A 24,548-nucleotide genomic window follows, 5' to 3' on the forward strand; every position below is an offset into this window, starting at 1 on the left:
TACAGCAACACTGCTTAGAAGCTAGCGTTACCTGGTGTACGTGGGAATGGGATCACGTCACGTACGTTTTGCATGCCGGTTACGTATGCAACAAGACGTTCGAAACCTAGACCGAAACCTGAGTGAGGCACAGTGCCGTAGCGGCGTAGGTCGCGATACCATGCGTAGTCTTCTTTCGATAGTCCCATTTCATCAAGACGAGCGTCGAATACATCTAAACGTTCTTCACGCTGTGAACCACCGATAATTTCGCCGATACCTGGCGCTAGCACGTCCATTGCTGCAACGGTTTTGCCGTCGTCGTTAATGCGCATGTAGAAGGCTTTAATATCTTTTGGATAGTTCTGCATGATGATTGGTGCGCCAACATGCTCTTCGGCAAGGTAACGCTCATGTTCAGAAGATAAATCAATACCCCATTCAACAGGGAACTCGAACTTTTTGCCGCAATTTTGAAGAATTTCAATAGCGTCAGTGTAATCCATGCGAACAAAGTCAGAGCTAACGAGCTTTTCTAAACGTTCAACCGCATCTTTCTTGATGCGCTGGGCGAAGAATGCCATATCATCAGGTAACTCTTCTAGCACCGCTTTACACACATACTTCAACATGTCTTCAGCAAGCTGCGCTACGTCTTTAAGTTCAGCAAAAGCCACTTCAGGTTCGATCATCCAGAATTCTGCAAGGTGGCGAGACGTATTTGAGTTTTCAGCGCGAAACGTTGGCCCAAAGGTATAAACCTTAGACATAGCCGTACAGTATGTTTCAACATTAAGCTGACCCGATACCGTTAGGTAGGTTTCTTTACCGAAGAAATCTTCTGAGTAATCAACGTTGCCTTTGTCGTCTAGCGGAAGGTTCATCATATCAAGTGTTGATACGCGGAACATTTCACCTGCGCCTTCTGTATCGCTAGCCGTTAAAATTGGGGTAGAGATCCAGTAGTAGCCTTTTTCATGGAAAAAGCGGTGAATGGCCTGTGATAAACAGTTACGCACTCGTGTAACCGCACCGATAACATTAGTGCGAGGGCGCAAATGTGCGTATTCACGTAGATATTCTATGCTGTGGCGCTTTGCCGCCATTGGGTAGGTATCAGGATTTTCAACCAAACCTACAATTTCTACCTCGGTAGCATCAATTTCTAGTGCTTGCCCTTGGCCTTGCGATTCTTTTACTGTACCGGTTACCGATAATGAACAACCTGCAGTAAGGCGCTGGATATCGGCATAATTTGACAGAGAATTTAGTGCAATAACTTGTACAGGATCGAAGCAACTACCATCGTGTAGTGCAATAAATGATAACCCCGCTTTAGAGTCGCGGCGTGTTCTTACCCAACCCTTTACGGTTACCGATTCGCCTACGGCGTACTTACCTTTAAGTACGTCAACTACGGGCGCATGCGTCATGTTAATTTCTCCGTCTTACTGATCTTATGTTGTCGCTCGTTTAACATCGAGTTCAACCACACAGTGCATTAAACTATGATTGAAAATGTGCACTTGAATTTGCTTTATGGTCAATGTTTTGGATTGTTATGCCGATAAGTATTTACAATCGGTAAGCCGCTTGTTGAAGTTTATAAAAAACGCTTCAAGCGAATTACATGTCGCCAGCTATGTGAATGAAAGGATTTACCGATCGCTACCTGCTATGGCGATGTAATAATAAACAATAAAATACAATCCAATAGCACGCTAGTATACCCAACCTTATGCGGGATGCCAGAGAACAGAGTGACAAATGGGAAATAAAAATGATTTGGGCACGTCAGTGGACAGCCAGCAGCAAACTCAGAGCACTGCGCAACGCGCTTCGCCTTCCTCTGACAGTAGCAATACCGAGAGGCGCGCTATGACTTACGAGCAACTAGCAGAGCGTCGTTCAACGCCGCGTTCTAAAACGCCTTTCTACAAGGTCATGCTGGGCCTTAATATCTTTGGTTGGGTTGGCATGGTTGTGGTGCTAATACTGTTTCATTACGCGAGGCCAGACTTTATTAGTGGCGTTCAGCAGTACTGGGGAATTGAGGGGGATGCATCTTGGTCTCAAAGCCATTTGTCGGCCATGACCATTATGTTGCAGGTATGCTTAATAGTTAGCTTAATCAGTATTGTCATGCGCGCAAGAAGAAACCGCCGACGCACTGATAGCTTTGGCGCTAATCTCATTATCTTGTTTGCCATTGCCGCGATAAGTTTAATTACTTTGGCCACAACATTAGGGCTATAGCTTCAAACTGTGTAAAGCATGCGTGGTGTGTGAGTTTGATAATCGAGGCTTGGCGGGTAAGGCAAGCCTCGACAGGCATTTCTTAAATACTGGGCTAACACGTGTCTTTGATAAAACGAATACGCCTAAATGAACGCGGCCTGCACTAGCCAGTAGGTATAGGCAACATAAGCGAGCACAAATGCGCCCCCTTCAAAGCGATTCAAGCGGCCTTGACGTTTAATTCCGATACAGAAAATAAACAGCGCCACCGTTGATGCAAACATCACCATAGCGTCGCGATAAAGAAATTCCGCGCCCACTGTCATAGGCTGAATAGTACCTGCAATACCTACAACGGTAAGAGTATTAAACATATTAGAGCCAATAACATTACCGATGGCTAAATCGTGTTCGCCTTTTTTAACTGCCATGAGGGAAGACGCTAGTTCTGGTAGCGAGGTACCGATAGCAATAACGGTAAGCCCGATAATGGTGTCACTTACGCCGAAAAAGGTGGCGACTTCAACTGCACCCCATACCAGCATACGAGAACTGGCCACAAGCAAAAGTAAGCCTGCTATTAACCACATTACGTGTGTCTTGACCGTACCTTCATTGCTGTTAATTTCTTCATCGTACTCGTCGGCGAGCGCATCTTTACCACCCTTCATGCCGTGGTAAATGCTCCACGACAGCAACAAAACGAACAGGCCTAAAAGAGAAAATGCATCATCTTTAGAAACCTGTAAATCCCACACTTGCCATACGGCGAAAAACGTAATGCCTAACAATACGGGCAGTTCTTTTTTAATAATCTCTGATTTCACCGCAATAGGACTTATAACGGCAGTTAAGCCGAGTATTAGGAGAATATTGGCAATATTCGAACCATAGGCATTACTAAGGCAATACGTGAATTACCTTGAATGGCAGCAAAAATTGAAACAATGATTTCAGGGGCAGACGTACCAAAACCAATAATGAGCATACCGATTAAAAGGGGAGAAACGCCGAAATGGTTAGCAACAGATGCGGCACCACCTACAAATTTTCCTGCACTCCAAAGTAGAACCGGTAATCCGATCAAAATAGCCAGGCTGGCTAATAACATACGTACTCCTCAAACCATTTGTGTCTTCTTGCCTACCTTTATGTATAGGCAAAATTAATAAACAAAAGCCTTATCAATAGATTTAATTGTACATCAATTTTTGTTGTCTTAACGACGAAAAAAAGCCGTGCTGAATATGCTATGCAAAACAGAAGTTAAGCGTAAACTCAGCGCCACGTAAACGGTGTATGTTAATTGAACAAACACACATCTAATTGTAACTAACCCCACTCTATTTAGAAGCGATATAAATGCACAATACATTGATTGTTACCGATGATGTTACGTCTTTTGGTAACACCGCTTTAACCGTGCTGACTTTCCAAGATTACCTTGCTGAGTTTCCAAAGCTAAACGAACCGAAAATCCGTGTCATCAATATTTGCGACACCACTCGCTATCTAAGCGAGGGCTACTACTGCTCACTTTTAGCACAGGCACGTAATCACTCTGTGCTGCCGTCGGTAAATACCATTAACGATTTGCGCATGGCCGAAGAGAACAGCATTGATAGGATCGTTTTTTCACTGTCGGTGCAGCAAGATGCGGCTGAAATTAGCCACGACCCCTTATTTGTACTATTTGGTGAAGTGGAGGATCAGCGTTTTAAACGTTTATCTCGTCAAGCGTTTGAAAAGTATCCGTACCCAGCTTTGGTTTTAACTCCGACGGTTACTGATATCAAAGTATCGCCTAAAGCGACGGGTAAAGTGCAAATTGAAGGTTTTGCAAGCGTCCAAGCTAAAGCGTTTAAAGACTTAAGCATAACGCAACAGACCCGCTTCATTACACAATTAAAAGCGCACACCCAAATTCAGTGGAGAACGGGTAAAACAAGTAAACGAACCCGTTGGGACATGGCCATTCTTGTCAACCCTGAAGAAACCACACCTCCTAGTGATGAACGTGCCATAAAAAACTTCGTAAAAGCCGCTGAAAAAGCAGGGTTTCGCGCTGATGTGGTAAGTCGGTTATCGCAAGAAGAGTTAGGCCACTACGATGCACTTTTTATCCGCGAAACGACAGCGATTGATCATCACACATATCGTCTAGCGCGGGCCGCTGAACGCGAAGGCATTGTAGTAATGGATGACACGCAATCTATTTTGCGCTGCTGTAACAAAGTATATTTACAAGATGCCTTTGCGTACCAAAAGGTACCGGCACCAAAAGCAACCTTTGTAGCAAGCGCCAACGATGACGTATGTGACGAGCTCATTGCTGACTTTGGTTTGCCTTTGGTATTAAAGCTACCGGAAAGCTCGTTTTCACGAGGCGTTCATAAGGCAGAAACTAAAGACGCGTTAAAAACACGGCTTAAGCAAATGTTGGCTGGGTCTGCATTGGTTTTGGTTCAGGAATACATTTTTACAGAGTTTGATTGGCGAATAGGCGTGTTGGGTGGAAAGCCTATTTATGCCTGCCAGTATTTTATGGTACGCAATCATTGGCAAATTTATAACCACCACGGGGATAGATTTTCTTCTGGCGGTTTTACCACTATGCCTACTTTCGAAGTGCCTAAACCTGTATTGCAAGCCGCGATAAAAGCAGCGAAAGCAGTAGGTGACGGCTTGTATGGCGTAGACATAAAACAGGTAGGTAATGCCGTTTACGTTATTGAAGTGAATGATAACCCCAGCATTGACGCAGGCGTTGAAGATAAATATTTAGGCAAAGCGCTGTATGAACTTATTATGCAGGAATTTGCAAAAAGGTTGGAGCAAAGAGGGCGATGAGTACACCGGCTGAGCGGGTGAATGAGACGAAAAAGGACAATGCGTTTAGTCGTGAGGGTGGGATGTTGGTAACACAATCAGTTCATGAGCTTATAGCGGGGCACGAAAATACAAACTTGCTTGATTTGCAGGCCGACATAACGCTGCGAATAGCCACGGTACAGGATATCGACTGCTTACAATATATTGAGAAAACGTGCTTCACGACCGATAGGTTAAGCAAAAGTCGCTTTAAATTTTATATTAATGCACCGCATGCTGAGCTTATCGTGGCGCAGCGGTCAACTGAAGAAAAGGCCAATAATAAGCGAAACGAAGGTGAACGGGGAAGCAGTTTGCCTATTTCCAGCATCTTAGGGTACGGGTTATTGCTGCTACGCAGAGGAACACAGCTTACGCGTTTGTACTCTATAGCAGTGCTTCCACAAGCAAGAGGATTGGGCATTGCTGAAAAGTTAATAAATGGCTTGGGGGAGCGGGCGCTACAGCGGGGAAAGCGATTTATGCGTCTGGAAGTGGCAGTGAGTAATACTGGCGCTATTGCTCTTTATAACAAATTAGGGTTTAGCCAGTTCGGCATGTATACCGATTACTACCAAGATCACAGCGATGCGATACGTATGCAAAAACTATTGGCGTCGAGTAAATCAACACAAACGGATATTTACCCTTGGTATCAGCAAACCACTGATTTTACTTGCGGCCCGTCGGCGCTAATGATGGCAATGTGTGCGTTAGATAATCGCTTCAACATGACGCAGGAGAAAGAACTGTCGCTGTGGCGCACTGCGACTACCATTTTTATGATGGCAGGTCATGGCGGTTGCCACCCCATTGGTTTGGCGTTAGCCGCTGTTAGCGAGGGGTTCACTGCTCAAGTAATCATTAATCAAAATATACCGTTATTCGTTGACGGTGTTCGCGATACAAATAAAAAAGCCATTGTCGAAAAAGTGGAGTCTCAATTCCTAACGCAAGCGCAGGAAAAGGGTATCCCTGTTGAGATATCAGACTGGCATACAAATATTGTTGACCAAGCACTGCAAGCTGGCGGCGCAGTGTTGTGTTTAATCAGTACCTATGCATTTGATAAAAAGAAGGTCCCTCACTGGGTCGCGATCACGAGTTGTGATGGGCACTGCTATTATCTGCACGACCCTGATACAAGTGAGGGCCAGCCAATTGAGTATCAGCACATTCCGGTTGCTCGCGAAGATTTTCTAAGGCTTTCCAGCTATGGCACGCGTAAAGTAAGAACATTAGTACTCCTTAATAATAAAAAATAATTTGTTTCCAGTAAGGCTGCTAGGTGGTTGTCACTAGCTAGCCTTAGTGTTGAATTTGTGTGACATTGACTTTTTTGTTAAGCGTCTTTAGCTTAGTGACCAGCTGCGACAATTCTTTTACAGAGCCTGAATAATCAATGCGCTTATTCATTTCCTTTCCTTTAATTGCGCTTTGATACAGTGCCTCGCTTTCAAAACAGGCTGTCTGTGCGTTTAGTTCATTCCATTCAGCTTTAAGATCACTCGGTATACAGTGGCGTTTTGCGGTAATTTTGTCTTTTATTTGCAACACTTTCCCGATTAATAATTGAGCATCTGTTGGCATGATAACTTCTCCTAAATAACAGTTTTTCTGTAAGTGTCTGTTATAGTTTAAGTAATTAGCAATTCGCTATATAAGAAATTAAACTTAACCACTTACATATCTTTCTCTTGTGTTTAGTATTGCAGCAACAGTGCCAACTCTTAGGTATTTCGCTTATTCGTAGGGTATAAGAAGTTAGCTGTGACGTTGAAATTGGACGTTAAAAAAGAGGGAAGGCCGCAAGCGCAGAGTTGTAGCAACGCTCACTCATTGGCTTATATAAAGTAAAGGTGCGATATCAAGCCAGTAGGTAAAAAAGTGATACTAGAACGCAGGTTTTTAAGCGCTTGGGGGGAGATAGTTAAACGTATCTAGAGTAAGTGTTATAGGCTTATTTATAGGCGTAACGTTTTGGCTTGTTTTTAACTTTCTTAACTTGGCAATAGCAAAAGTGCGGTGTCCAAATCAATAAATTTAAGAAAATAGCAGTGACCAAGCTAAACACAATAGATGAAGGGGTTAACGGTACCGAGGGTCTAAAGTTATCTAAAACGCGGTTAAGAGTGCCATACTGAGAAGGCGAGGCCATAAACACAAGCTGTTCAAAGTAGTGACCGTGCTCTAACTTTCTCATGCCCTGTTCAAGGGTGGTGATTTGCGCAAAGCGCGAGGCTTTCATTGAGGCGTTTTCACGCACTACGGGTTCGCTGTTTTTCTGAAGGCTATCAAGCATTGCTTCTACTGAAGAGAAGCCATGCTGCTTTGCAAGCTCAGAAGAGCTTGCAACTTCGTCTCTCAATGCGTCGTAATAACCGTTTAAGTACTGGCGGTAGTGGTCTGCTAATATGGGCACTTGCAGCGTAATAATAAATAAAACTGCAAAAACTACCTTATCAAGAACACGTACTACCATTAAAAACTCGCTATGTTATTTAAATTAACCCACTCGTTTCGCCTAATATAAAAACAAGTGCTACTAGAGCCGCCTCTTAGCCACGATAAGCACGTGCCTAGCCTAGCAAACTGTTTCACTATTTCAAGGCAGTGTAGATAGCATGCGTTAACTTGCTTAACTGCTCCGCGGATATAACGTAGGGAGGCATAATGTATACCAATTTACCAAACGGCCTTATCCAAACACCCTGCTTCACGAAGTGACGTTGAATTTCGGCAACGTTAACGGGATTTACCGTTTCAACAACGCCAATGGCACCCAATACTCTTACATCAGCAACTCGCGGCAAGTCTGCACATTTTTCCAACTCGCTTTGTAATTGTTTCTCAATAGCGGGAATTTGTTGCTGCCAATGGTTTTCATTAATAAGTGAAAGACTAGCATTGGCTACTGCACAGGCTAGTGGGTTACCCATATACGTAGGGCCGTGCATAAATACGCCGGGCTCGCCTTGGCAAACGCCTAACGCAACATCTTCTGTGCACAATGTCGCGGCTAACGTCATATACCCGCCGGTAATCGCTTTACCTAAACACAAAATATCCGGCGAGATACCGGCATGCTCACAAGCGAATAGCTTGCCGGTACGGCCGAAGCCGGTAGCAATTTCATCACAAATTAACAGTACATCATACGTATCGCAAAGCTGCCTACAGCGCTTTAAATACTCAGGGTGGTAAATACGCATGCCGCCTGCACCTTGCACAACAGGTTCTAGTATCAAGGCTGCCATGGTGTGATGATGCTTTTCAAAAATATCCTCTAAAGGCAAAATGTCATCTTCGCTAAAGGTTTGCTCGAAACGCGTTTGTGGGGCAGGCGCAAATATTTGTTTATTCAGCACGCCTTCAAACAAGCTGTGCATGCCATTCACGGGGTCGCAAACGCTCATGGCGGCAAAGGTATCGCCGTGATAGCCATTGCGCGGCGATACAATGCGCGATTTTTCAGGTCGCCCTTGGCATGCCCAATACTGAATAGCCATTTTAATGGCAACTTCTACCGACACTGAGCCCGAGTCGGCTAAGAACACGCGCTCTAGGCCAGCTGGCACCATGTTGAGTAAGGTTTTACAGAGATCTACCGCCGGCTGGTGGGTAATGCCGCCGAACATAACGTGAGAAAACGCCTCTATTTGTTTATGCGCCGCGTCGTTTAATACGGGGTGATTGTAACCGTGAATAGCCGCCCACCAGCTAGACATGCCGTCAATCAGTACTTCAGAGCTCGCTAAAGTAAGTTCAACGCCTTCTGCACCAACTACTTCATAGCAGGGAAGGGGGTTAACTGCACTGGTGTAAGGGTGCCAAATGTGTTGTTTATCAAATTCTATATTGTTCACAAAATAACCATTGGTAAAGGTTTGCAATTGGTCAGAGTTGACAACTCGATATTGGGGCATAGACTAAGCCAGCAATAATCATTAGTAAAGGACAGTCAATGACACTGGCTTATGCGCCTACAGCGCAAACGATAACTATTCGAAACGATTGGACCAAAGCCGAAGTAGAGGCTTTGTTTGCTATGCCATTTAATGACTTGCTGTTTAATGCCCAAGTAGTACATAGACAACATTTTAACCCGAATGAAGTTCAGGTAAGTACGCTTTTATCGATTAAGACAGGCGCATGCCCAGAAGACTGTAAATATTGCCCGCAAAGTGCGCGTTACGATACGGGCCTTGAAAAAGAGCGCTTGCTGGAAATTGAAAAAGTTATTCAGCGCGCAAAAGAAGCAAAGCAAGTTGGCTCAACCCGCTTTTGCATGGGCGCGGCGTGGCGAAACCCTCGCGATAGAGACATGCCTTATATTTTAAAAATGGTGGAAGAGGTGAAAAGCTTAGGCCTAGAAACCTGTATGACGCTAGGTATGTTAACCCGAGATCAAGCCGTGGCACTAAAGCAGGCAGGGCTTGATTATTATAATCATAACCTTGATACCTCGCCTGAATACTATGGCGACATTATCACAACCCGCACCTATGAAGACCGCTTAAATACCTTAGAAAACGTGCGCGCCGCTGGCATGAATGTATGTTCAGGGGGCATTGTGGGTATGGGGGAAACGGTCAGTGATCGCGCCAGTATGTTAGTACAGCTAGCAAACCTTCCCGAGCAGCCACAAAGCGTACCCATTAATATGCTGGTGAAGGTAAAAGGGACACCGTTAGACAGCGTTGAAGATCTCGATTATTTTGAGTTTATTCGCACGATTGCGGTTGCCCGCATAATGATGCCTAAGTCCCATGTTCGATTATCAGCAGGGCGCGAGGCGATGAATGAGCAAATGCAGGCAATGTGTTTTATGGCGGGGGCAAACTCGATTTTCTATGGTTGTAAGCTGTTAACCACCTCTAACCCCGACACTCATGAAGATGTAATGCTGTTTAAAAAACTTGGTATCAACACAGAGCGCACCCGCGATTATTCTGATGAAGCGCACCAGCAAGTGCTTGAGGAAGAAATTGCTCAACAGCAAGAGCAGGCCGAAGGCAGTAACGACTTGTTTATTGATGCAACCAAGCCTAAGGTAGCGGCAAAGCAACAACACGCTACGGAGGCTTAATGGCCTTTAATTGGTTAGAAGATTCACTGAGCGCGCGGGCCCAACAAGGCTTGCTGCGCCAGCGCCATTGCCAGCAATACGAAAAAGACAGCATCATTTGTATTAACAATGAGCACTACCTGAATTTTTCCAGCAACGACTACTTGGGCATGCGCCAGCACGAAGGCGTATTGCAAAGTTGGGTTGAGGGTTTGGCGCAGTTTGGCGGCGGAAGCGGTGCCTCGCCTCTAGTTACGGGGCATACGCAGGCCCATTTAGCGCTCGAAGCTTATATTGCCGATGGTTTGAAGCGGGAAGCGGCGTTGTTGTTCAACTCTGGATTTGCAGCAAACCAAGCTTTGTGTATGGCACTTTTTCCACACCTCTCACCTTCACCTAAGGCCGCAACAAATGGGCATATCGTTGCTGATAAGCTAATGCATGCGTCGTTTTTAGAAGGGGCGCAGTGTATATCTGAAAGGGCTAAGCTTCGCCGTTTTAAGCATAATGATCTTAGTCATTTAGAGAGTGTGCTATCGACAGTTTGCCATAAACCAGGCCCCATTGAGAGTAAGAACGAAGGGGCTGATTCTGCTGCGGGTGCCAATATCTCATCAACTCAGCAAGATATTCTTATCGCTAGCGAAGGTGTGTTTAGCATGGACGGTGACGTTGCGCCTTGCAAAGACATGGCTGAAATCGCCGCTAAATATAACGCGTGGTTTATGCTAGATGATGCACACGGTATGGGTGTATTGGGCGATAACGGATTTGGTACTGTGGAAGCACTTAACTTAAGCCAACAACAGGTTCCTGTCGTTATGGGAACATTCGGTAAAGCGGTGGGTACGGCTGGTGCATTTATTGCGGGAAGCCAAACCTTGATTGATTATCTGGTAAACTTTTCCAAGCACTATGTGTATTCCACTGCAATGCCGCCAGCACAAGCTGTGGCAACCTTATATTCACTCACTCATATTGCCAGCGATACCGCTCGTCGACAAACGCTAAATAATAATATTGCCTACTTCAGAGAATCGTTCCACAAACGTTTTGGACAGACACTTAAAGTAGGCGCGAAAAACGCCTCATCAAGTGAAATTGCTTTGGGCTCGTCGCAAAGCGCAATTCAGCCAATCATGGTAGGCAGCTCACAACGCGCAGTTGCGCTAAGTGAAGGGTTAAAACAACGGGGTATTTGGGCGACGGCTATCAGGCAGCCTACCGTACCGAAAAACCAAGACAGACTGCGGATTACCTTAACGGCCAATCACACGACCCAAGATATTAATGTATTGCTTGATGCCTTTGAACTTTCAGTGAATAGTCTGGCGTTAAGTGGGCTAGCTGCAAAGAGAACAGAGGAAAGCGCAGTGAGTGCCGTAAGCGACCCAGATTCCGTCAACAAGAGCGAGATGTAATGATGCCAGCAATTCCCGCTGAAAAATCGCCTGTGTTGGCAGAGCCATTCAAAGCACCTGAAAGTAAAGCATTAAGTACTACAGCAGGAGTACATTTAAATAATGAAGGCGCTTTTGTAGCTGACAGGACTTCCGACGCTGGCGTTGCAGTTCAAGCTGAGGGTTCTGTTAACGCTAAAGGCACTTTCAAAGCCGAAGAGGCTAGTACTACTCCCGCAATTAATGAGCAGAACGTTGCACATCGCTTCTCAAAAGCAGCAGTCAAGTACAACAGCATTGCATCTATTCAGCGTGTTATTGCCGAGCAAGCGTTAGCAAACTTGCCAAAGGCCTTGCAGGGCGAGGCCCTCGATATAGGCTGTGGGACGGGCATTCATACACAAGCGTTGGTGAAAAAAGGTGCAACGGCAACCGGTGTAGACATCGCCAAAGGCATGTTAGCGCAGGCTCGAAAAATGTACTCTGACCCCATTTTTGTTCAGGGGAGTGCCGTTGATTTACCGTTTGTTGATAGTGCGTTTTCAACGGTGTTTTCGTCTATGGCGCTTCAGTGGGTGAGCGATACACATCTTGTAGCCAACGAGATCGCGCGAGTGCTTAAAAGAGGCGGTGTTGCTGAGCTTGCCATTATGGTGGCTGGCTCGTTTAATGAACTGAGAACCGCGCGTAAAGTGGCGCAACTCTCGCAAGCAGACACCTTTATGCCAACAACATCCCATTGGTTAAACGGGTTCAAGCAGTCAGGCCTTGATTTGCAGCGGGTAATTACCAAGGATTATATCGATAGTCATAGCGACATAATGGCTTTACTGCATTCGGTAAAAGGCGTAGGCGCGGGTGAAACCGGGCAAAAGCAGCCCCCGTTAACTCGCCGAGACATTAAGAAGCTGGCCATGGCCTATAGCAATATTACTGGGGTAGGCAGTAAGTTACCGCTTACCTACCGTGTTAGTCATTTCAGATTGGAAAAACGATGAAGCAATATTTCGTTACCGGGACAGACACTGAAGTGGGAAAAACCTACGTTACCTGTCAATTACTACGCGCTGCAAATAACGCGTCGCTTACCGCCATAGGGTACAAGCCCATTGCCGCAGGCTGCGAGTTGGTGAATGGCGAGTGGGTAAATGAAGACGCGCTCAATATTCAACAGGCGAGTGCATGCGCTAATGGACAGACACTTCCAATTAATGAAATAAACCCTATTGCATTAACACCGCCTATTGCACCGCATATCGCAGCTAATGAAGAAGGGGTTGCTTTAACCCATGAAAAGATAGCTGAAGGGCTTAATGCATTGGCAGCATACCGGCCTGACATTCTTCTGATGGAAGGCGCAGGAGGCTGGCGATTGCCACTTACAATAGGAAGCGATAACACGCCAACGCATTACCTTTCTGATGTAGTAAAAGCGCTAAAAATGGACGTGATACTGGTAGTAGGTATGCGTTTAGGGTGTTTGAACCACGCGCTTTTGACTGCCGAGGCCATTCGTGCCGACGGCTTAATCATTAAAGGCTGGGTAGCAAACGATATCACAGGCAACATGACACGATACCAAGAAAACTTGCGTTCACTTAAAGCCATGTTACCTGAACCGCTATTGGCGGAAATTCCCTATCAAACTGGCATTGAAGCCGGTACGTTACTCAGCGCTATTGAGCAGCTTAGTTAAGTCATCGCCCGCGTGAATAGGCTTTTTCTCCTTGCCAACAAAGACAAAGCCGTCTTTTTCGCCAACTAAGGTAAGTTGGTTGTCGGTAAGACGTAACGCTGTCCCTTCGCGAATGGCAACAACCGGGGTCGTTGGGTTTAGCGTGGTAAATTCAGCTAAGCGCTGATCGCGAGTTTCACCGTTGTGGCCCGGAGGTTGATAATCAGTGTAGTGAGGGTTTAATTGAAACGGCACAATATCCAGTGCATCAAAACTCGGTGGTTCGATAATCGGCATATCGTTGGTGGTTCTAATTGATTGGCCACAAATATTAGAGCCTGCGCTCCAACCAATATAAGGCGTGCAGTCTGCTATGGCGTGCTTTAACGGCACTATCAGAGCGTTGGCATAAAGCGTCGACAACAGATGAAAGGTATTGCCCCCACCCACCACAATGGCCTGGCCGTTTTTCTTCGCATTATTAACAGCCGTGGCAGGGTCTTCTAATGTGTGCAACCCAGTAACATTGCATTCTGGCAGCGCTTTAGACACAGCATCTAAATATTCATCGTAAGATTGTGTTACAGCGGCATAAGGAACAAATAGAAGGTCGCGTACATCGCCTAAGTGTGCAAAAATAAGCGCTCTAGCGTGTTCTAGATAGGCCTCGTCACCTTGACGAGAACTACTTAACATAAGTACATGTGCGGTCATACTAACTCCACAATTTTTCTGACGGCGTATCATACGTGAAACTAACCATAAAGTTTAGTCGCGCCCCGTCACTGCGTTAAAATAGGACATTGAATGAAACAAACTACATCGGTGTTATTCGTATGCTTAGGGAATATATGCCGTTCACCCTCAGCTGAAGCGGTGTTTAGAAAAAAAGCTGCCGAGTCGGGTTTAAATATTTACATCGACTCAGCGGGGACCCACGGATATCATATCGGTAAGCCAGCAGATAAACGCTCTCAAGCTGCGGGTGTTGAGCGGGGCTACAGCTTTAAAGGTTTAAAATGCCGCCGCGTGGACGAAAGCGATTTCGAACGGTTCGACTATATTTTAGCGATGGACAACAGCAATCTTTCCAATTTACACGGTATGTCGCCAAGCCAGTATCACCATAAAATAAAACTCTTTCTAGACTTTGCCGATGTAGAAGAGCAAGAAGTGCCTGACCCTTATTACGGCGGGAAAAGGGGCTTTGAATTGGTGCTAGATCTTATTGAAGAAGCGTCGGATGGGTTAATTGCCCATTTAAAACAAACGCAATCTTAACGGGCGGGAAATACGTTGAATAGACGCACCGCCGTCACATTAGTACTTAGCACGGTACTTATTGCCCTCGTGATTAGTGTAGCGGGTATTATTGGCGTGCCGGGCTTGTCTGATACTACTGTTGAACTTAAACGTCATATCATCATACAGCTGCAAATACCGCTTATCTTAACTGCGGGCTTAGTTGGGGCGGCGCTTTCAGTAAGTGGCGCCACGCTACAAGTCGTGCTTCGAAACCCTCTTGCCGATCCAGGCATCATTGGTATCACAAGCGGCGCCAGTTTAGTCGCGGCACTTTTGCTGTTGTTAACACCCGCGTGGGCAGCATCCTACCTACACTACCTTTTACCTTTGGGGTGTTTTGTTGGTGCGCTGTTCACTACCTTTATCATCTATCGGTTAGCCAGAAAACTACTAGGGTCTTCCACAGCAGTTATTCTGGCTGGTATCGCTATATCTACCTTAAGCGGCGCTATTATTGCCTGGCTCTACATGTTTAGCGATGCGAATGCGCTGCGCAATTTGACCTTTTGGCTGATGGGCAGTTTGTATCAAACCAATTGGCTAATACTCTGCGTAGGCGGCCCGTTAATTGTTGTTTCCGTTGGGCTACAGCTTTATTTCGCGGGCGACCTTAATAAACTCTACGCAGGTGAGCTTGCGGCGAAAAGCAGTGGCGTAGATGTAGCAAAGCTTACCGAGCGCGCCCTAATAGCGTGCGCTATTGCAGTGGGCAGTGCTGTTTCAATGGCAGGTTCGATAGCGTTTGTTGGCTTACTAATACCTCATATTCTGCGCTTAGTTATAGGGCACAATAATCGTTACCTCCTTCCACTTAGTGCACTAAGTGGCGCAAGTCTTCTTATGCTGGTTGCATTTAGCTCTGAAGTGACACGGGCGATTACATTGCCAGTGTCGATGGTAACCGCGTCACTAGGAGGCCCTTTACTCATTTGGGCGTTGGCAAAAGGTCAAATTAAAGGGTGAGAGGATGACAACACGAAATACGCCATCAAAAAAACTGCTGCCCAAAGGCCAACATGATCGAAAAAGCGCGCAAGTCAGCGCTTACGACGATAACGCTAGTGAAGCTAGTGGCCCTAATGCTAGTGGTTTTAGTTACCTTTCAGAAAATGGGTTGAAAAATAGCACCGAAGAACGATGTGAACACGTGTTAAGTGTTACCAATGTAAATGTGGCTGCACGTCTTTTCGTCAAGAAGCTTGAAGCCCGTAAAGGCGAATGCATTCATATTATAGGTCCTAACGGGGCGGGTAAGTCTACGCTTCTACTTACACTGGCAGGTTTAATCAACCCCGATGCTGGTGAGGTTTCCCTTTACAACAAGCCAATGAGCCATTGGACGCTAGCGAGCCTTTCTAGTGTGCGCACGGTATTGGCACAGCACAGTGAAAGCAGCTTTCATTTAACGGTAAAAGAGTATTTGAGCTTTTATACTGTTATTCAGCAACGCCCATTCGTTCCTGCGCTTTTAGAGAAAGCGCTAGAGGTATCAGGGTTTCTCGATAAGATACTCACCCGGCTATCTGGGGGCGAGCGTCAGCGCGTAGAGATTTGTCGTGCATTACTACAAATTTGGCCGCAGCTAGAGCGCGGTGAGGGAATAGTACTGCTAGATGAGCCCTTACAAGGGCTTGATATTCGACACCAGTACGCACTTGCTAGCCTTGTAAAAGCACTGTGCGTTAAAGGAAACACAATATTAATGACATCCCATGATATCGCATTGAGTGCTAATTATAGCGATAGCTTATGGATTATGCGCAAAGGTGAGGTGTTCGCTGCAGGTGAGCCCCGAGCGGTAGCCACACAAAACATTCTGGAAAAAGTCTTTGAATGTCATTTTGCTATAAGCAAGCACGATAACTTTCTAGAAATTCAAGTTTGCGCACCTATTTCCCTTTAGTAAATGTGATAAAGTGCTGTCAGCATTTATTTAGCTCCATTTTTTCATTAGGCTGAAGAATAAAGCGCGCTGTAGAACTTTTAGTTCAGTGCGTTACAGTCTATTTTTATTATAGATAAACCTTTTTTAGTAAAACGTTTGCCCTACGTTATTTTAATCAGGAGAACACCGTTGAGTAATTGGCAAGTAGACAGTTGGAGAAATAAACCTATTCTTCAACAACCAGAGTACGAAGACAAAGTACGTTTAAAAGAAGTAGAGCAAACACTCAGTTCATATCCTCCGCTGGTATTCGCTGCCGAAGCCCGTGAGCTTAGACGTCAGCTTGGTGAAGTCAGCTTAGGTAAAGGGTTTCTTTTGCAAGGCGGTGATTGCGCCGAGTCGTTTGACGAGTTTAACGCACCAAAAATTCGCGATACCTTCAAAGTAATTCTGCAAATGGCGATTGTGCTTACGTTTGCAGGCCGCTGTCCGGTTACTAAAGTTGCGCGTATGGCGGGTCAATATGCCAAACCTCGCTCATCGGATTTTGAAACCCGTGGTGGTGTTAAGTTGCCAAGCTACCGGGGCGATATCATTAATAATTTTGAGTTCACCGAAGCGGCTCGCCGTCCAGACCCCGAGCGTTTGTTAGAAGCGTACCACCGCAGCGCATCTACCTTGAACTTGCTGCGTGCGTTTGCGCAGGGCGGTTTGGCAGACCTTCACGAAGTGAATCGCTGGAACATGGCGTTTGTAGAAAACAATCCGCTTAAAGATCGCTATTCAGATATGGCTAACCGCATTCAAGATACCCTTGAGTTTATGGATGTGATTGGCATTAATGCGCAGACAAGCTCGACGCTACATGAAACATCGCTATTTACATCGCATGAAGCTTTGCTGCTTAACTACGAGCAAGCGTTAACGCGTGTAGACACGCTAACGGGTAAGCCTTACGACTGCTCGGCTCACATGGTGTGGATTGGTGAACGTACCCGTCAACTAGACCATGCACACGTTGAATTTTTCCGTGGGATCCATAACCCTATTGGCGTGAAAGTGGGTCCTAGCATGCAAGAAGACGAACTGATTCGTTTGATTGATGCGCTAAACCCATTAAACGACCCAGGTCGCTTAACGCTTATCACGCGTATGGGGGCTGATAACTTGGCAGACAACCTGCCGCGCTTATTGCGCAAAGTGAAAGCGGAAAGACGCCATGTTGTATGGAGCTCTGATCCAATGCACGGTAATACCTTCTCGGCTTCTAGCGGCTATAAAACGCGTAACTTCGATTCGATTCTGCGCGAAATAAAACAGTTCTTCCAAGCTCATGAAGCGGAAGGCACGCATGCCGGTGGTATTCACCTTGAAATGACCGGTCAACACGTTACAGAATGTACCGGTGGCGCATATCAAATCAGTGACGACGATTTAGCGCAAGCGTACAAAACACAATGTGACCCGCGCTTAAATGCCGATCAGGTGCTTGAAATGGCATTCTTGGTTGCTGATCATTTGCGCAACGCATAGCACGAATATCAGTAAATAAGACATGGCAAAAAGCGGCATCAATGCGGTGCCGCTTAGTTAAAGAATAGCAAAGCTGTATGGCGTTTAAGCCTACATATAGCGGAGCACCAGTAATATACTGAACTATTTCTTCATTACGTGACTTCTTTCTTCTTCACTTAAAATACCGGTGAAGATAGTTTCCCTTCTTAAATTGGCGGTTCGTTCGTCGTCAGCCAATAATAGCGTTTTAAATACCGCAGGCTCATCGCGAGCTTCAAGAATCCCTTTCCACAATAGGTAGCTGCCGTAACGCATCATTTTACTTTGATAGCGCTGCTCTAAGGTTTGTTCAGCCAGGTCAAAAAGCTCAGGGTGTGACAACAGCTTGTCAGCAATGGCGCTGTGAATGTTCTTGATACGTTCGTTTACTTCACTTCGACGCTGTTTTCTTGGTCTTGCAAACATAACTCTTCTTATATTTAACGGTGTTTGTACATAGAGTGTTTAATGCTTTTCGTTTTCAGGATGGTTTTTAATCATCATCTAACAGTGGCGCTACAACCGACTCTAATCCGTTCAGCTTTATTTCGTACATTAAAGCGAGCTGCTCGCCAAGTTTATTGTTTGGAAAACCTTGTTTGTGAAACCACACCAAGTATGGCTCAGGTAAGTGAAATAAACGTCTGCCTGCATATTTTCCGAAAGGCATAACTTGGTTAACGGCTGCTTTTATAAGCGCTGGGTCCATCTACTGTTGGCCTCTACTACGTTGTTCTTTCATTGACTTTGTCTTCACTATCGCGCTGTTGAGTTTGCCATAGCGTCGCGTATTCACCTTGTCGTTCCAGTAAGGAAGTGTGTGTCCCTTCCTCTACTATTGTACCGTTTTTTAGTACTAATATTTTATCGGCATCCACAATGGTTGATAGTCTATGAGCTATGACTAAGCTTGTGTGGCCCTTCGCAGCGTCACACAGCGCAGAAAGGATGGCTTGTTCTGAGGTACTATCGAGTGAGCTTGTGGCTTCATCAAAAATCATAATAGGTGCGCCTTTAAGCAATGCGCGAGCAATCGCTACCCGCTGTTTTTCACCTCCCGATAATTTTAGCCCGCGCTCACCAACGGTTGTGTCTAACTTTTCAGGTAAACTTTCTACGAAGGCCTGCAGGTGGGCGAGTTTTAGCACACTGTTTATATCATCATCGGTAGCGTCTGGGTTCCCATAACGAATATTTTCAAGCAAGGTGGTGTTAAACAGCACCGTGTCTTGGGGCACTATACCTATGTGGCCGCGCAGGCTTTGTTGGGTTAGCGATGTGATATCTTTGCCGTCGATAGTTATCTTACCTTTATTAGTCTCATAAAATCGGAACAGAAGTTTCATCAACGTTGATTTGCCTGCGCCGCTTTCTCCTACCACGGCTACTTTGGCACCTGGCGGCACATCAAAACTCAATCCTTTCAGTATTGGGCGGTTTTCGGTGTAAGCAAAATGTACATCGTTAAAACGCAGTGCGGGGTTGGCGCACTTTAACTCGATAGCATTTTCATCGTCGCTAATTGCAGGTGTTTGAGCGAGTAGGTCAAATAACTTATCGATATTAGCAAGGCTTCCGCGAATTTCTCGATACACAAACCCTAAGAAATTCAGCGGCATAAATATTTGCATAGTAAATGCGTTTATTAGCACGAAATCGCCTATCGTCATTTCGCCGTCCATTACGCCAAAGGCGGCGTTTGCCATCATAGACGTCATGGCTATTGCTATGATCGCCGCTTGGCCGCCATTAAGCGCAAACAACGATAAACGATTTTTTCTTCGCGCCTTTTCCCATTTAGCGAGGTCGGTGTCGTAGCGGTTAGCTTCAAAACGCTCGTTGTTAAAATACTTAACGGTTTCAAAGTTAAGCAGGCTGTCGACTGCCCGTGAGTTGGTGGTTGAGTCGGCTTCATTCATTTGAGTAACAAACCGAGTTCGCCAGTCGGTGGCTTTCATGGAAAAGCCAATGTAAGCAATGACACTGCATACGATAATGAGCGCAAATGACACACCGAATTGGAATAGAAGCAGCCCTACAACCAGTGCAATTTCTAGAAGGGTAGGCACGATATTGAACACCATAAACCGCATAAGGAAGCTAACCCCATTAGTTCCTCTTTCTATATCACGAGAAAGACCTCCAGTTCGCCGGTTTAAGTGAAAGCCCAAATCTAGGTTATGCAAGTGCTTGAATACTTTCAAGCCAAGCCGGCGCATGGCACGCTCCGTAACCCGGCCAAATAGGGTGTCGCGTACTTCGCCTAATAAAACGTTGAGTAACCGTAAGGTGCCGTAGGCAACGATAAGGCTAACGGGGACGGCAAGGGCCAATGTGGTAACGTCGCCATTTAAACTATCCACCGTGTATTTAAGTACATAGGGCAGGCCGATACTGGCTAGCTTAGCTGCAACCAAGCACAAGAGCGCTAGAAAAACCCGTTGTTTAAATTCAAGCAAATAGGGCCAAAGTTGTGAGAGGACGTGCCATTTAACAGGTTCGTCGAGATTAGTGGGAAAACGGTTTTTTCTCATTTTAAAGTGTGCTTTATTGTTAGATTCATAGTAATTCAATGAGTAGTCGTTACATAGATAGCGTATTGGATTAGAACGCTGTGTAGAATGTTTGACCCTACGGCAATAATTTAGGGTACTTAATTATCGAGCCCTTAAATATAGTGCAGTTAGTTATAGTAGCTTGATTTCTCGTCTTTAGTGTACGTTTAGAAATAGGCTAGAGATTAAAATGGTCTTATTTATAGCGATGAATGTGTTTAATTTTCGTTTTACGGCGCGTACACTAACAGGTAGTTTAATTTAGTTACCTTGTTAGAACCGCATAATTTATTGGCCTTCAAGCGATGGCAACGACGTGCACAAGGTAAAAGCTGCGCGCATAAAAGTTAAGGAGTTAGTTTGTTAGAAGATAGTTTCGGTAGACAGTTTCACTATTTGCGTTTGTCAGTGACCGAAGCGTGCAACTTTCGGTGCCAGTATTGTTTGCCTGATGGGTATGAAGGCCCATCAAGCGACCAGTTTATGTCGCTCAATGAAATAGATACTCTGCTTAAAGCTTTTGCCAAATTAGGCACGTCTAAAGTGCGTTTAACCGGCGGTGAGCCTACGCTGCGAAGAGACTTCCTCGATATTCTGCACTTAACAAGTAACACCCCTGGCATAAAACGTGTTGCTATGACCACTCATGGCGCACGAATGGAAAAGTTTGCTCATCAATGGAAAGACGCAGGACTCCACCAGGTGAATGTCAGTATTGATAGTTTAGATCCACGCCAGTTCGCTGCAATAACTGGGCAAGATAAACTTAAAGCTGTACTTCGCGGTTTAGATTCAGCCATTGATGCAGGTCTTGATGTAAAGGTGAATTCTGTATTGCTAAACGACTTTTCTGACAGTCGTCTACATCGGTTTCTCGCTTGGCTTAAAGATATGCCTGTAACCCTTCGCTTTATCGAGTTAATGGAAACCGGTGATTTAAATCAATTTTTCAATCAACAGCACCAAAGTGGGTCTCCACTAAAAAGTACCTTGCTAGAAATGGGGTGGCAGCCGTTGTTGCGTAGAAAAGATGCAGGCCCGGCGCAGGAGTTTTATCACCCTGACTACGCCGGTAAAATTGGTTTGATCATGCCTTACAGCAAGGATTTCTGTAAAACGTGTAATCGCCTTCGCGTTTCAGCGCCGGGCAAATTACACCTGTGCCTGTTTAGCGAAAACGGCATAGATATGCGACAGTTGCTGGCAAAGGGCAATGTAGATGACGTTGTTACTTTTCTGCAGAATGTACTGGGGCAAAAACACGAAACACATTACTTGCACGAAGGGAAAACCGGTGCCACTAAGCACCTTGCAATGCTAGGTGGTTAGGCCAAGTGCGCTGTTCGATAGTGGGCAATGAAGACGAACAAAAAAATGGGGAATTTGTTTGGTTTGTTGTAAAAATAAGCTATATTCAGCGGTGTTAGTATAATTAAAATAATAACTATAAAGGAAGTTTATGCATATCATGGACAGTGCGCGTCTTTCCTATCACTACGTCACCGAAAAAGACGCTGATTTCTTATGGGAGCTGGATCAAGACGAGCTCGTCATGAAATATATCAACGGTGGCAAAAAGTCTTCAAAAGAAGAAATACGAGATATTTTCGTTCCCCGTTTTCAAGCCTATTCTAATCCTGCCTTAGGGTGGGGACTATGGCGTGTTGAAACGTTAGCCGAAAAAGAAAGTATTGGGTGGATTCTAGTTCGTCCTTTTGGTTTTTTTACTCAACACCCCGAAAGTGACAACATGGAGTTAGGGTGGCGTTTTAAGCGTCATACATGGGGAAAAGGTTACGCCACTGAAGCGGCTAAAGCAGTAAAAGAAGCGCTTTACGATATTGGGATAGAGAAGTTTTCTGCCATTGCCAACCCCCAAAACAACGCGTCTATCAATATAATGAAAAAGCTCGGTATGACCTTTAGTCATGAACAAGAGTACAAAGATAAACTGTTCCACGAAACGGTAGTTGTGTATTCAAGCTAGTTTATACCTAACAAGAGGCGAAGTGGCGTAATCTTGATGAAGCCTTTACTCGCCTTTTAAAATACTTTTTACATTGTCATAGCGAGATTGTTTTTCGTCTGACAGGGTTGCACTTTCTAATGTTTCTCGACATTTCTTTATTTCAGATAGGGTGTCAGCGGGCATAGGTGTATTCGATTTCCTTGCTCTTACAATGGCTTGAAGGTAGTTAAGGGCAATCGATGGGTTTTTCGGCATTACCCGAAATGCTTGCGCAAAAGTGCTATAGGATTGCTCTAAATTGCCGCGTTTGTATTGTGCAACCGCAGTATTGTTCAATGTTTTTGGGCTTAGTGAGATGGCTTCTTTTTCTGCCTTTTCCTGCTTTAAATACGCGGCCATTAAATTCACTTCACCTGGGGATTCTTCTTCTCTCGACGAAATCGCATCTAAAATAGCAATAGACTCTTTTTTCATTCCCACTTCATGCAGGGCTTTTGCCCTATCTAGCAATGCTTCAGTTGAACGGAGCTGAGCGTGGTCGGTGTGAAACTCTGACAGTAACGTCTGGGCTCTTGCTGTGTCATCTTTTAAGTAGTGTAGTCTCGCATCGATGACGGCTAGCTCATCGTTTAACGCAGCTCTTGGATGCGCTTTTTTCATTTGGCGCAGATATTCATTGGTTTGTTTCACAATGTTATTTACGTGTTCTGGTTCAGATGTCATGGCAAAATCAACGCCGGCTCGGGCAGCGGTTAAGTAAATATCGGGCTTGTCATGAATTGATCCTTGGGCGTAACGTACCGCTTTCTTTGCGCTGTTAAACTGGGTCTCATAATCATGGGTTATTCTCGCCAAGCTTACCGCTTGTTGATAGCGAGGAATATTGCGCGGAGACATAGTGCAAGCCAGCGATGTGCATTCTAAAGCATCGTCAAAAGCAGCTTGTTTAATTTGGAGAGTAGCGAGAAGGTCGAAGGCCTCTAGTGCAGAATCAGGTCGGGTGGCAAGTTGAATAATTTCTCTTTCTGCGTCATCAAGTTCGTTGAGCGCAAGAAGGCTTTTTGCAATTCCCATTTTCGCCCAGTTGAAATCTTGTACGTTAATGATGGATTCAAAAAAAGCGACCGCTTCTTGGTATCTCTGCGTTAACAAAAATAAATCACCCTTTATTTTCATCGCTAGAGGAAAGTGTTCAGCATGTTCAGGCTGTAACAAAAAGAACTCAACTTCAGTCAGGGCTTTTTCGTAGTCCTTTTTGTCCATAAATGCATACACGTTTTTCAGTGCTTTCTTTCTGGATAAAACCCGCGAAAGCCTTCTATCTAACTCGTTGACTGAAAAAGGTTTGGCGATAAATTCGTCTGGCTGTAATTCAATAATGGCGTGTACGACTTCTGCCGACGTATCTGCGCTGGTGAAAATAAATGCGCTGGTAAGTGGTAACGAGTGGGCATCGTTTAATTGCTCTAATAAATAATATCCACCTTGCTCTGAGCGAAGGTTATACGAGCAAATGATGGCGTCGTAATCGTACTCTTTTAGAGCTGATAACGCTTGCGAAGGCCTGTCCACATAGTCCATGTTCTTAAAACCCAACTGCTCAAGCGCATAGTGCATATGACTTTTTGCCAGCACTTGGTCTTCAGCAATTAACAGCTTAGTATTTTTCGCTAAGTGTAGTTTCATTGAGTTATAGCCTTTAGAAGAGCAGTTTAATTACCTTATCACGGCGTGTGCTTTCTAAGTATAGTTCTTTATGAAGACTATCGCATAATTAGGTGGTTGGTGGATCTGGCCCAGTATTAAGTCGGTATATTGCGGGCTTCGCAGGGGCTACAACCGCGCGGTGAATACATCAGCTAAGCAGTTAGCATTCGGTAGCCAGAAGTAAAAGAATAACTGTTCGATTGATTATATAGCAGAGGTGTCGATATTTCTAAAGAGATGGTGGACGCTACTGGGCTTGAACCAGTGACCCTCGCCTTGTAAGGGCGATGCTCTCCCAACTGAGCTAAGCGTCCGCATTTTGATATCACTGTTTAACCACTG

General features: G+C 45.2%; 22 protein-coding genes, 1 tRNA gene and 1 pseudogene. 13 read left to right on the forward strand and 11 right to left on the reverse strand.

Annotated elements, in window-relative coordinates; all coding sequences use genetic code 11:
• Positions 1-14: 14 nt before the first annotated feature.
• Positions 15-1,412, reverse strand: coding sequence for an asparagine--tRNA ligase (gene asnS / locus MADE_RS06775; protein WP_020745650.1), 1,398 nt, complete (start codon positions 1,410-1,412; stop codon positions 15-17).
• A 334-nt stretch (positions 1,413-1,746) separates the two neighbouring features.
• Between asnS and MADE_RS06780 the strand changes: the two genes are divergently transcribed.
• Positions 1,747-2,235, forward strand: coding sequence for a hypothetical protein (locus MADE_RS06780; protein WP_023559606.1), 489 nt, complete (start codon positions 1,747-1,749; stop codon positions 2,233-2,235).
• A gap of 125 nt (positions 2,236-2,360) precedes the next feature.
• Here the strand turns inward: MADE_RS06780 and MADE_RS06785 are convergent.
• Positions 2,361-3,328 (reverse strand): annotated as a pseudogene (locus MADE_RS06785) (calcium/sodium antiporter).
• A 251-nt stretch (positions 3,329-3,579) separates the two neighbouring features.
• Between MADE_RS06785 and MADE_RS06790 the strand changes: the two are divergent.
• Both MADE_RS06790 and MADE_RS06795 read left to right on the forward strand, forming a co-directional pair.
• Complete coding sequence (locus MADE_RS06790; RefSeq protein ID WP_012517930.1) at positions 3,580-5,067, forward strand: RimK family protein; 1,488 nt, start codon at positions 3,580-3,582, stop codon at positions 5,065-5,067.
• Entirely contained in the window at positions 5,064-6,353 is a 1,290-nt protein-coding gene (locus MADE_RS06795; protein WP_012517931.1) for a GNAT family N-acetyltransferase/peptidase C39 family protein, read from the forward strand. The genes MADE_RS06790 and MADE_RS06795 overlap by 4 nt, the downstream gene beginning before the upstream one ends.
• A gap of 43 nt (positions 6,354-6,396) precedes the next feature.
• Here the strand turns inward: MADE_RS06795 and MADE_RS06800 are convergent, their stop codons facing one another.
• The 3 genes from MADE_RS06800 to bioA all read right to left on the reverse strand — a co-directional run bounded on the left by MADE_RS06800 (position 6,397) and on the right by bioA (position 8,954).
• Positions 6,397-6,678, reverse strand: coding sequence for a hypothetical protein (locus MADE_RS06800; RefSeq protein WP_012517932.1), 282 nt, complete (start codon positions 6,676-6,678; stop codon positions 6,397-6,399).
• A 370-nt stretch (positions 6,679-7,048) separates the two neighbouring features.
• Positions 7,049-7,570, reverse strand: a complete 522-nt coding sequence (locus tag MADE_RS06805; RefSeq protein ID WP_012517933.1) for a DUF2937 family protein — start codon at positions 7,568-7,570, stop codon at positions 7,049-7,051.
• A gap of 118 nt (positions 7,571-7,688) precedes the next feature.
• The gene (gene bioA, locus MADE_RS06810; protein ID WP_041912854.1) at positions 7,689-8,954 is read right to left on the reverse strand and encodes an adenosylmethionine--8-amino-7-oxononanoate transaminase; all 1,266 of its coding nucleotides are present in this window, start codon (positions 8,952-8,954) and stop codon (positions 7,689-7,691) included.
• Between the two features lie 98 nt (positions 8,955-9,052).
• Here bioA and bioB point away from each other — a divergent pair, with 98 nt between their 5' ends.
• From bioB to bioD, 4 genes are read left to right on the forward strand one after another with little or no spacing between them, the layout of a single operon-like run.
• Positions 9,053-10,177 carry a biotin synthase BioB gene (gene bioB, locus MADE_RS06815; RefSeq protein ID WP_012517935.1) on the forward strand — a complete coding sequence of 375 codons (1,125 nt, stop codon included), beginning with the start codon at positions 9,053-9,055 and terminating at the stop codon, positions 10,175-10,177.
• Positions 10,177-11,577 (forward strand): aminotransferase class I/II-fold pyridoxal phosphate-dependent enzyme, encoded by a 1,401-nt coding sequence (locus tag MADE_RS06820; RefSeq protein ID WP_012517936.1) that lies wholly within the window; start codon positions 10,177-10,179, stop codon positions 11,575-11,577. Before bioB ends, MADE_RS06820 begins: the two co-directional genes overlap by 1 nt.
• Positions 11,577-12,554, forward strand: a complete 978-nt coding sequence (locus MADE_RS06825) for a methyltransferase (RefSeq protein WP_012517937.1) — start codon at positions 11,577-11,579, stop codon at positions 12,552-12,554. The genes MADE_RS06820 and MADE_RS06825 overlap by 1 nt, the downstream gene beginning before the upstream one ends.
• Positions 12,551-13,252 (forward strand): dethiobiotin synthase, encoded by a 702-nt coding sequence (gene bioD, locus MADE_RS06830; protein WP_012517938.1) that lies wholly within the window; start codon positions 12,551-12,553, stop codon positions 13,250-13,252. The genes MADE_RS06825 and bioD overlap by 4 nt, the downstream gene beginning before the upstream one ends.
• On the opposite strand, the gene pepE is transcribed toward bioD, so the two are convergent.
• Positions 13,223-13,945, reverse strand: coding sequence for a dipeptidase PepE (gene pepE / locus MADE_RS06835; RefSeq protein ID WP_012517939.1), 723 nt, complete (start codon positions 13,943-13,945; stop codon positions 13,223-13,225). The two genes, bioD and pepE, sit on opposite strands and share 30 nt — an antisense overlap.
• A gap of 93 nt (positions 13,946-14,038) precedes the next feature.
• Between pepE and MADE_RS06840 the strand changes: the two genes are divergently transcribed.
• The 4 genes from MADE_RS06840 (at position 14,039) to MADE_RS06855 (ending at position 17,954) form a co-directional block, all read left to right on the forward strand.
• The gene (locus MADE_RS06840; protein ID WP_012517940.1) at positions 14,039-14,512 is read left to right on the forward strand and encodes a low molecular weight protein-tyrosine-phosphatase; all 474 of its coding nucleotides are present in this window, start codon (positions 14,039-14,041) and stop codon (positions 14,510-14,512) included.
• A 15-nt stretch (positions 14,513-14,527) separates the two neighbouring features.
• Positions 14,528-15,499, forward strand: coding sequence for a FecCD family ABC transporter permease (locus MADE_RS06845; RefSeq protein ID WP_012517941.1), 972 nt, complete (start codon positions 14,528-14,530; stop codon positions 15,497-15,499).
• A 4-nt stretch (positions 15,500-15,503) separates the two neighbouring features.
• The gene (locus MADE_RS06850; protein ID WP_012517942.1) at positions 15,504-16,439 is read left to right on the forward strand and encodes an ABC transporter ATP-binding protein; all 936 of its coding nucleotides are present in this window, start codon (positions 15,504-15,506) and stop codon (positions 16,437-16,439) included.
• Positions 16,440-16,610: 171 nt separating this feature from the next.
• Positions 16,611-17,954 carry a class II 3-deoxy-7-phosphoheptulonate synthase gene (locus MADE_RS06855; RefSeq protein ID WP_012517943.1) on the forward strand — a complete coding sequence of 448 codons (1,344 nt, stop codon included), beginning with the start codon at positions 16,611-16,613 and terminating at the stop codon, positions 17,952-17,954.
• Between the two features lie 123 nt (positions 17,955-18,077).
• Here the strand turns inward: MADE_RS06855 and MADE_RS06860 are convergent, their stop codons facing one another.
• The 3 genes from MADE_RS06860 to MADE_RS06870 all read right to left on the reverse strand — a co-directional run bounded on the left by MADE_RS06860 (position 18,078) and on the right by MADE_RS06870 (position 20,509).
• Positions 18,078-18,401 (reverse strand): O-fucosyltransferase family protein, encoded by a 324-nt coding sequence (locus tag MADE_RS06860; protein WP_012517944.1) that lies wholly within the window; start codon positions 18,399-18,401, stop codon positions 18,078-18,080.
• A 67-nt stretch (positions 18,402-18,468) separates the two neighbouring features.
• Positions 18,469-18,684, reverse strand: coding sequence for a DUF3820 family protein (locus tag MADE_RS06865; protein ID WP_012517945.1), 216 nt, complete (start codon positions 18,682-18,684; stop codon positions 18,469-18,471).
• 16 nt (positions 18,685-18,700) lie between these two features.
• The gene (locus tag MADE_RS06870; protein ID WP_012517946.1) at positions 18,701-20,509 is read right to left on the reverse strand and encodes an ABCB family ABC transporter ATP-binding protein/permease; all 1,809 of its coding nucleotides are present in this window, start codon (positions 20,507-20,509) and stop codon (positions 18,701-18,703) included.
• 381 nt (positions 20,510-20,890) lie between these two features.
• Here MADE_RS06870 and moaA point away from each other — a divergent pair, with 381 nt between their 5' ends.
• The gene (gene moaA, locus MADE_RS06875) at positions 20,891-21,859 is read left to right on the forward strand and encodes a GTP 3',8-cyclase MoaA (RefSeq protein WP_012517947.1); all 969 of its coding nucleotides are present in this window, start codon (positions 20,891-20,893) and stop codon (positions 21,857-21,859) included.
• A gap of 130 nt (positions 21,860-21,989) precedes the next feature.
• Positions 21,990-22,517, forward strand: coding sequence for a GNAT family N-acetyltransferase (locus MADE_RS06880; RefSeq protein WP_020744717.1), 528 nt, complete (start codon positions 21,990-21,992; stop codon positions 22,515-22,517).
• 45 nt (positions 22,518-22,562) lie between these two features.
• On the opposite strand, the gene MADE_RS06885 is transcribed toward MADE_RS06880, so the two are convergent.
• Positions 22,563-24,185 (reverse strand): response regulator, encoded by a 1,623-nt coding sequence (locus tag MADE_RS06885; RefSeq protein ID WP_012517949.1) that lies wholly within the window; start codon positions 24,183-24,185, stop codon positions 22,563-22,565.
• A 259-nt stretch (positions 24,186-24,444) separates the two neighbouring features.
• A tRNA-Val gene (locus MADE_RS06890) sits at positions 24,445-24,520 on the reverse strand.
• Between the last annotated feature and the right edge of the window lie 28 nt (positions 24,521-24,548).

Origin of the sequence: Alteromonas mediterranea DE (genome assembly GCF_000020585.3) — a bacterium.
Classification (GTDB): Bacteria; Pseudomonadota; Gammaproteobacteria; order Enterobacterales; family Alteromonadaceae; genus Alteromonas; species Alteromonas mediterranea.

What these genes read in the sequence shown, in the direction of transcription:
- asnS (WP_020745650.1), bottom strand. Translation starts at nt 1,412, where the DNA reads ATGACGCATGCGCCCGTAGTTGACGTACTTAAAGGTAAGTACGCCGTA.
- MADE_RS06780 (WP_023559606.1), top strand. Translation starts at nt 1,747, where the DNA reads ATGGGAAATAAAAATGATTTGGGCACGTCAGTGGACAGCCAGCAGCAA.
- MADE_RS06790 (WP_012517930.1), top strand. Translation starts at nt 3,580, where the DNA reads ATGCACAATACATTGATTGTTACCGATGATGTTACGTCTTTTGGTAAC.
- MADE_RS06795 (WP_012517931.1), top strand. Translation starts at nt 5,064, where the DNA reads ATGAGTACACCGGCTGAGCGGGTGAATGAGACGAAAAAGGACAATGCG.
- MADE_RS06800 (WP_012517932.1), bottom strand. Translation starts at nt 6,678, where the DNA reads ATGCCAACAGATGCTCAATTATTAATCGGGAAAGTGTTGCAAATAAAA.
- MADE_RS06805 (WP_012517933.1), bottom strand. Translation starts at nt 7,570, where the DNA reads ATGGTAGTACGTGTTCTTGATAAGGTAGTTTTTGCAGTTTTATTTATT.
- bioB (WP_012517935.1), top strand. Translation starts at nt 9,053, where the DNA reads ATGACACTGGCTTATGCGCCTACAGCGCAAACGATAACTATTCGAAAC.
- MADE_RS06820 (WP_012517936.1), top strand. Translation starts at nt 10,177, where the DNA reads ATGGCCTTTAATTGGTTAGAAGATTCACTGAGCGCGCGGGCCCAACAA.
- MADE_RS06825 (WP_012517937.1), top strand. Translation starts at nt 11,577, where the DNA reads ATGATGCCAGCAATTCCCGCTGAAAAATCGCCTGTGTTGGCAGAGCCA.
- bioD (WP_012517938.1), top strand. Translation starts at nt 12,551, where the DNA reads ATGAAGCAATATTTCGTTACCGGGACAGACACTGAAGTGGGAAAAACC.
- pepE (WP_012517939.1), bottom strand. Translation starts at nt 13,945, where the DNA reads ATGACCGCACATGTACTTATGTTAAGTAGTTCTCGTCAAGGTGACGAG.
- MADE_RS06840 (WP_012517940.1), top strand. Translation starts at nt 14,039, where the DNA reads ATGAAACAAACTACATCGGTGTTATTCGTATGCTTAGGGAATATATGC.
- MADE_RS06850 (WP_012517942.1), top strand. Translation starts at nt 15,504, where the DNA reads ATGACAACACGAAATACGCCATCAAAAAAACTGCTGCCCAAAGGCCAA.
- MADE_RS06860 (WP_012517944.1), bottom strand. Translation starts at nt 18,401, where the DNA reads ATGTTTGCAAGACCAAGAAAACAGCGTCGAAGTGAAGTAAACGAACGT.
- MADE_RS06865 (WP_012517945.1), bottom strand. Translation starts at nt 18,684, where the DNA reads ATGGACCCAGCGCTTATAAAAGCAGCCGTTAACCAAGTTATGCCTTTC.
- MADE_RS06870 (WP_012517946.1), bottom strand. Translation starts at nt 20,509, where the DNA reads ATGAGAAAAAACCGTTTTCCCACTAATCTCGACGAACCTGTTAAATGG.
- MADE_RS06880 (WP_020744717.1), top strand. Translation starts at nt 21,990, where the DNA reads ATGCATATCATGGACAGTGCGCGTCTTTCCTATCACTACGTCACCGAA.
- MADE_RS06885 (WP_012517949.1), bottom strand. Translation starts at nt 24,185, where the DNA reads ATGAAACTACACTTAGCGAAAAATACTAAGCTGTTAATTGCTGAAGAC.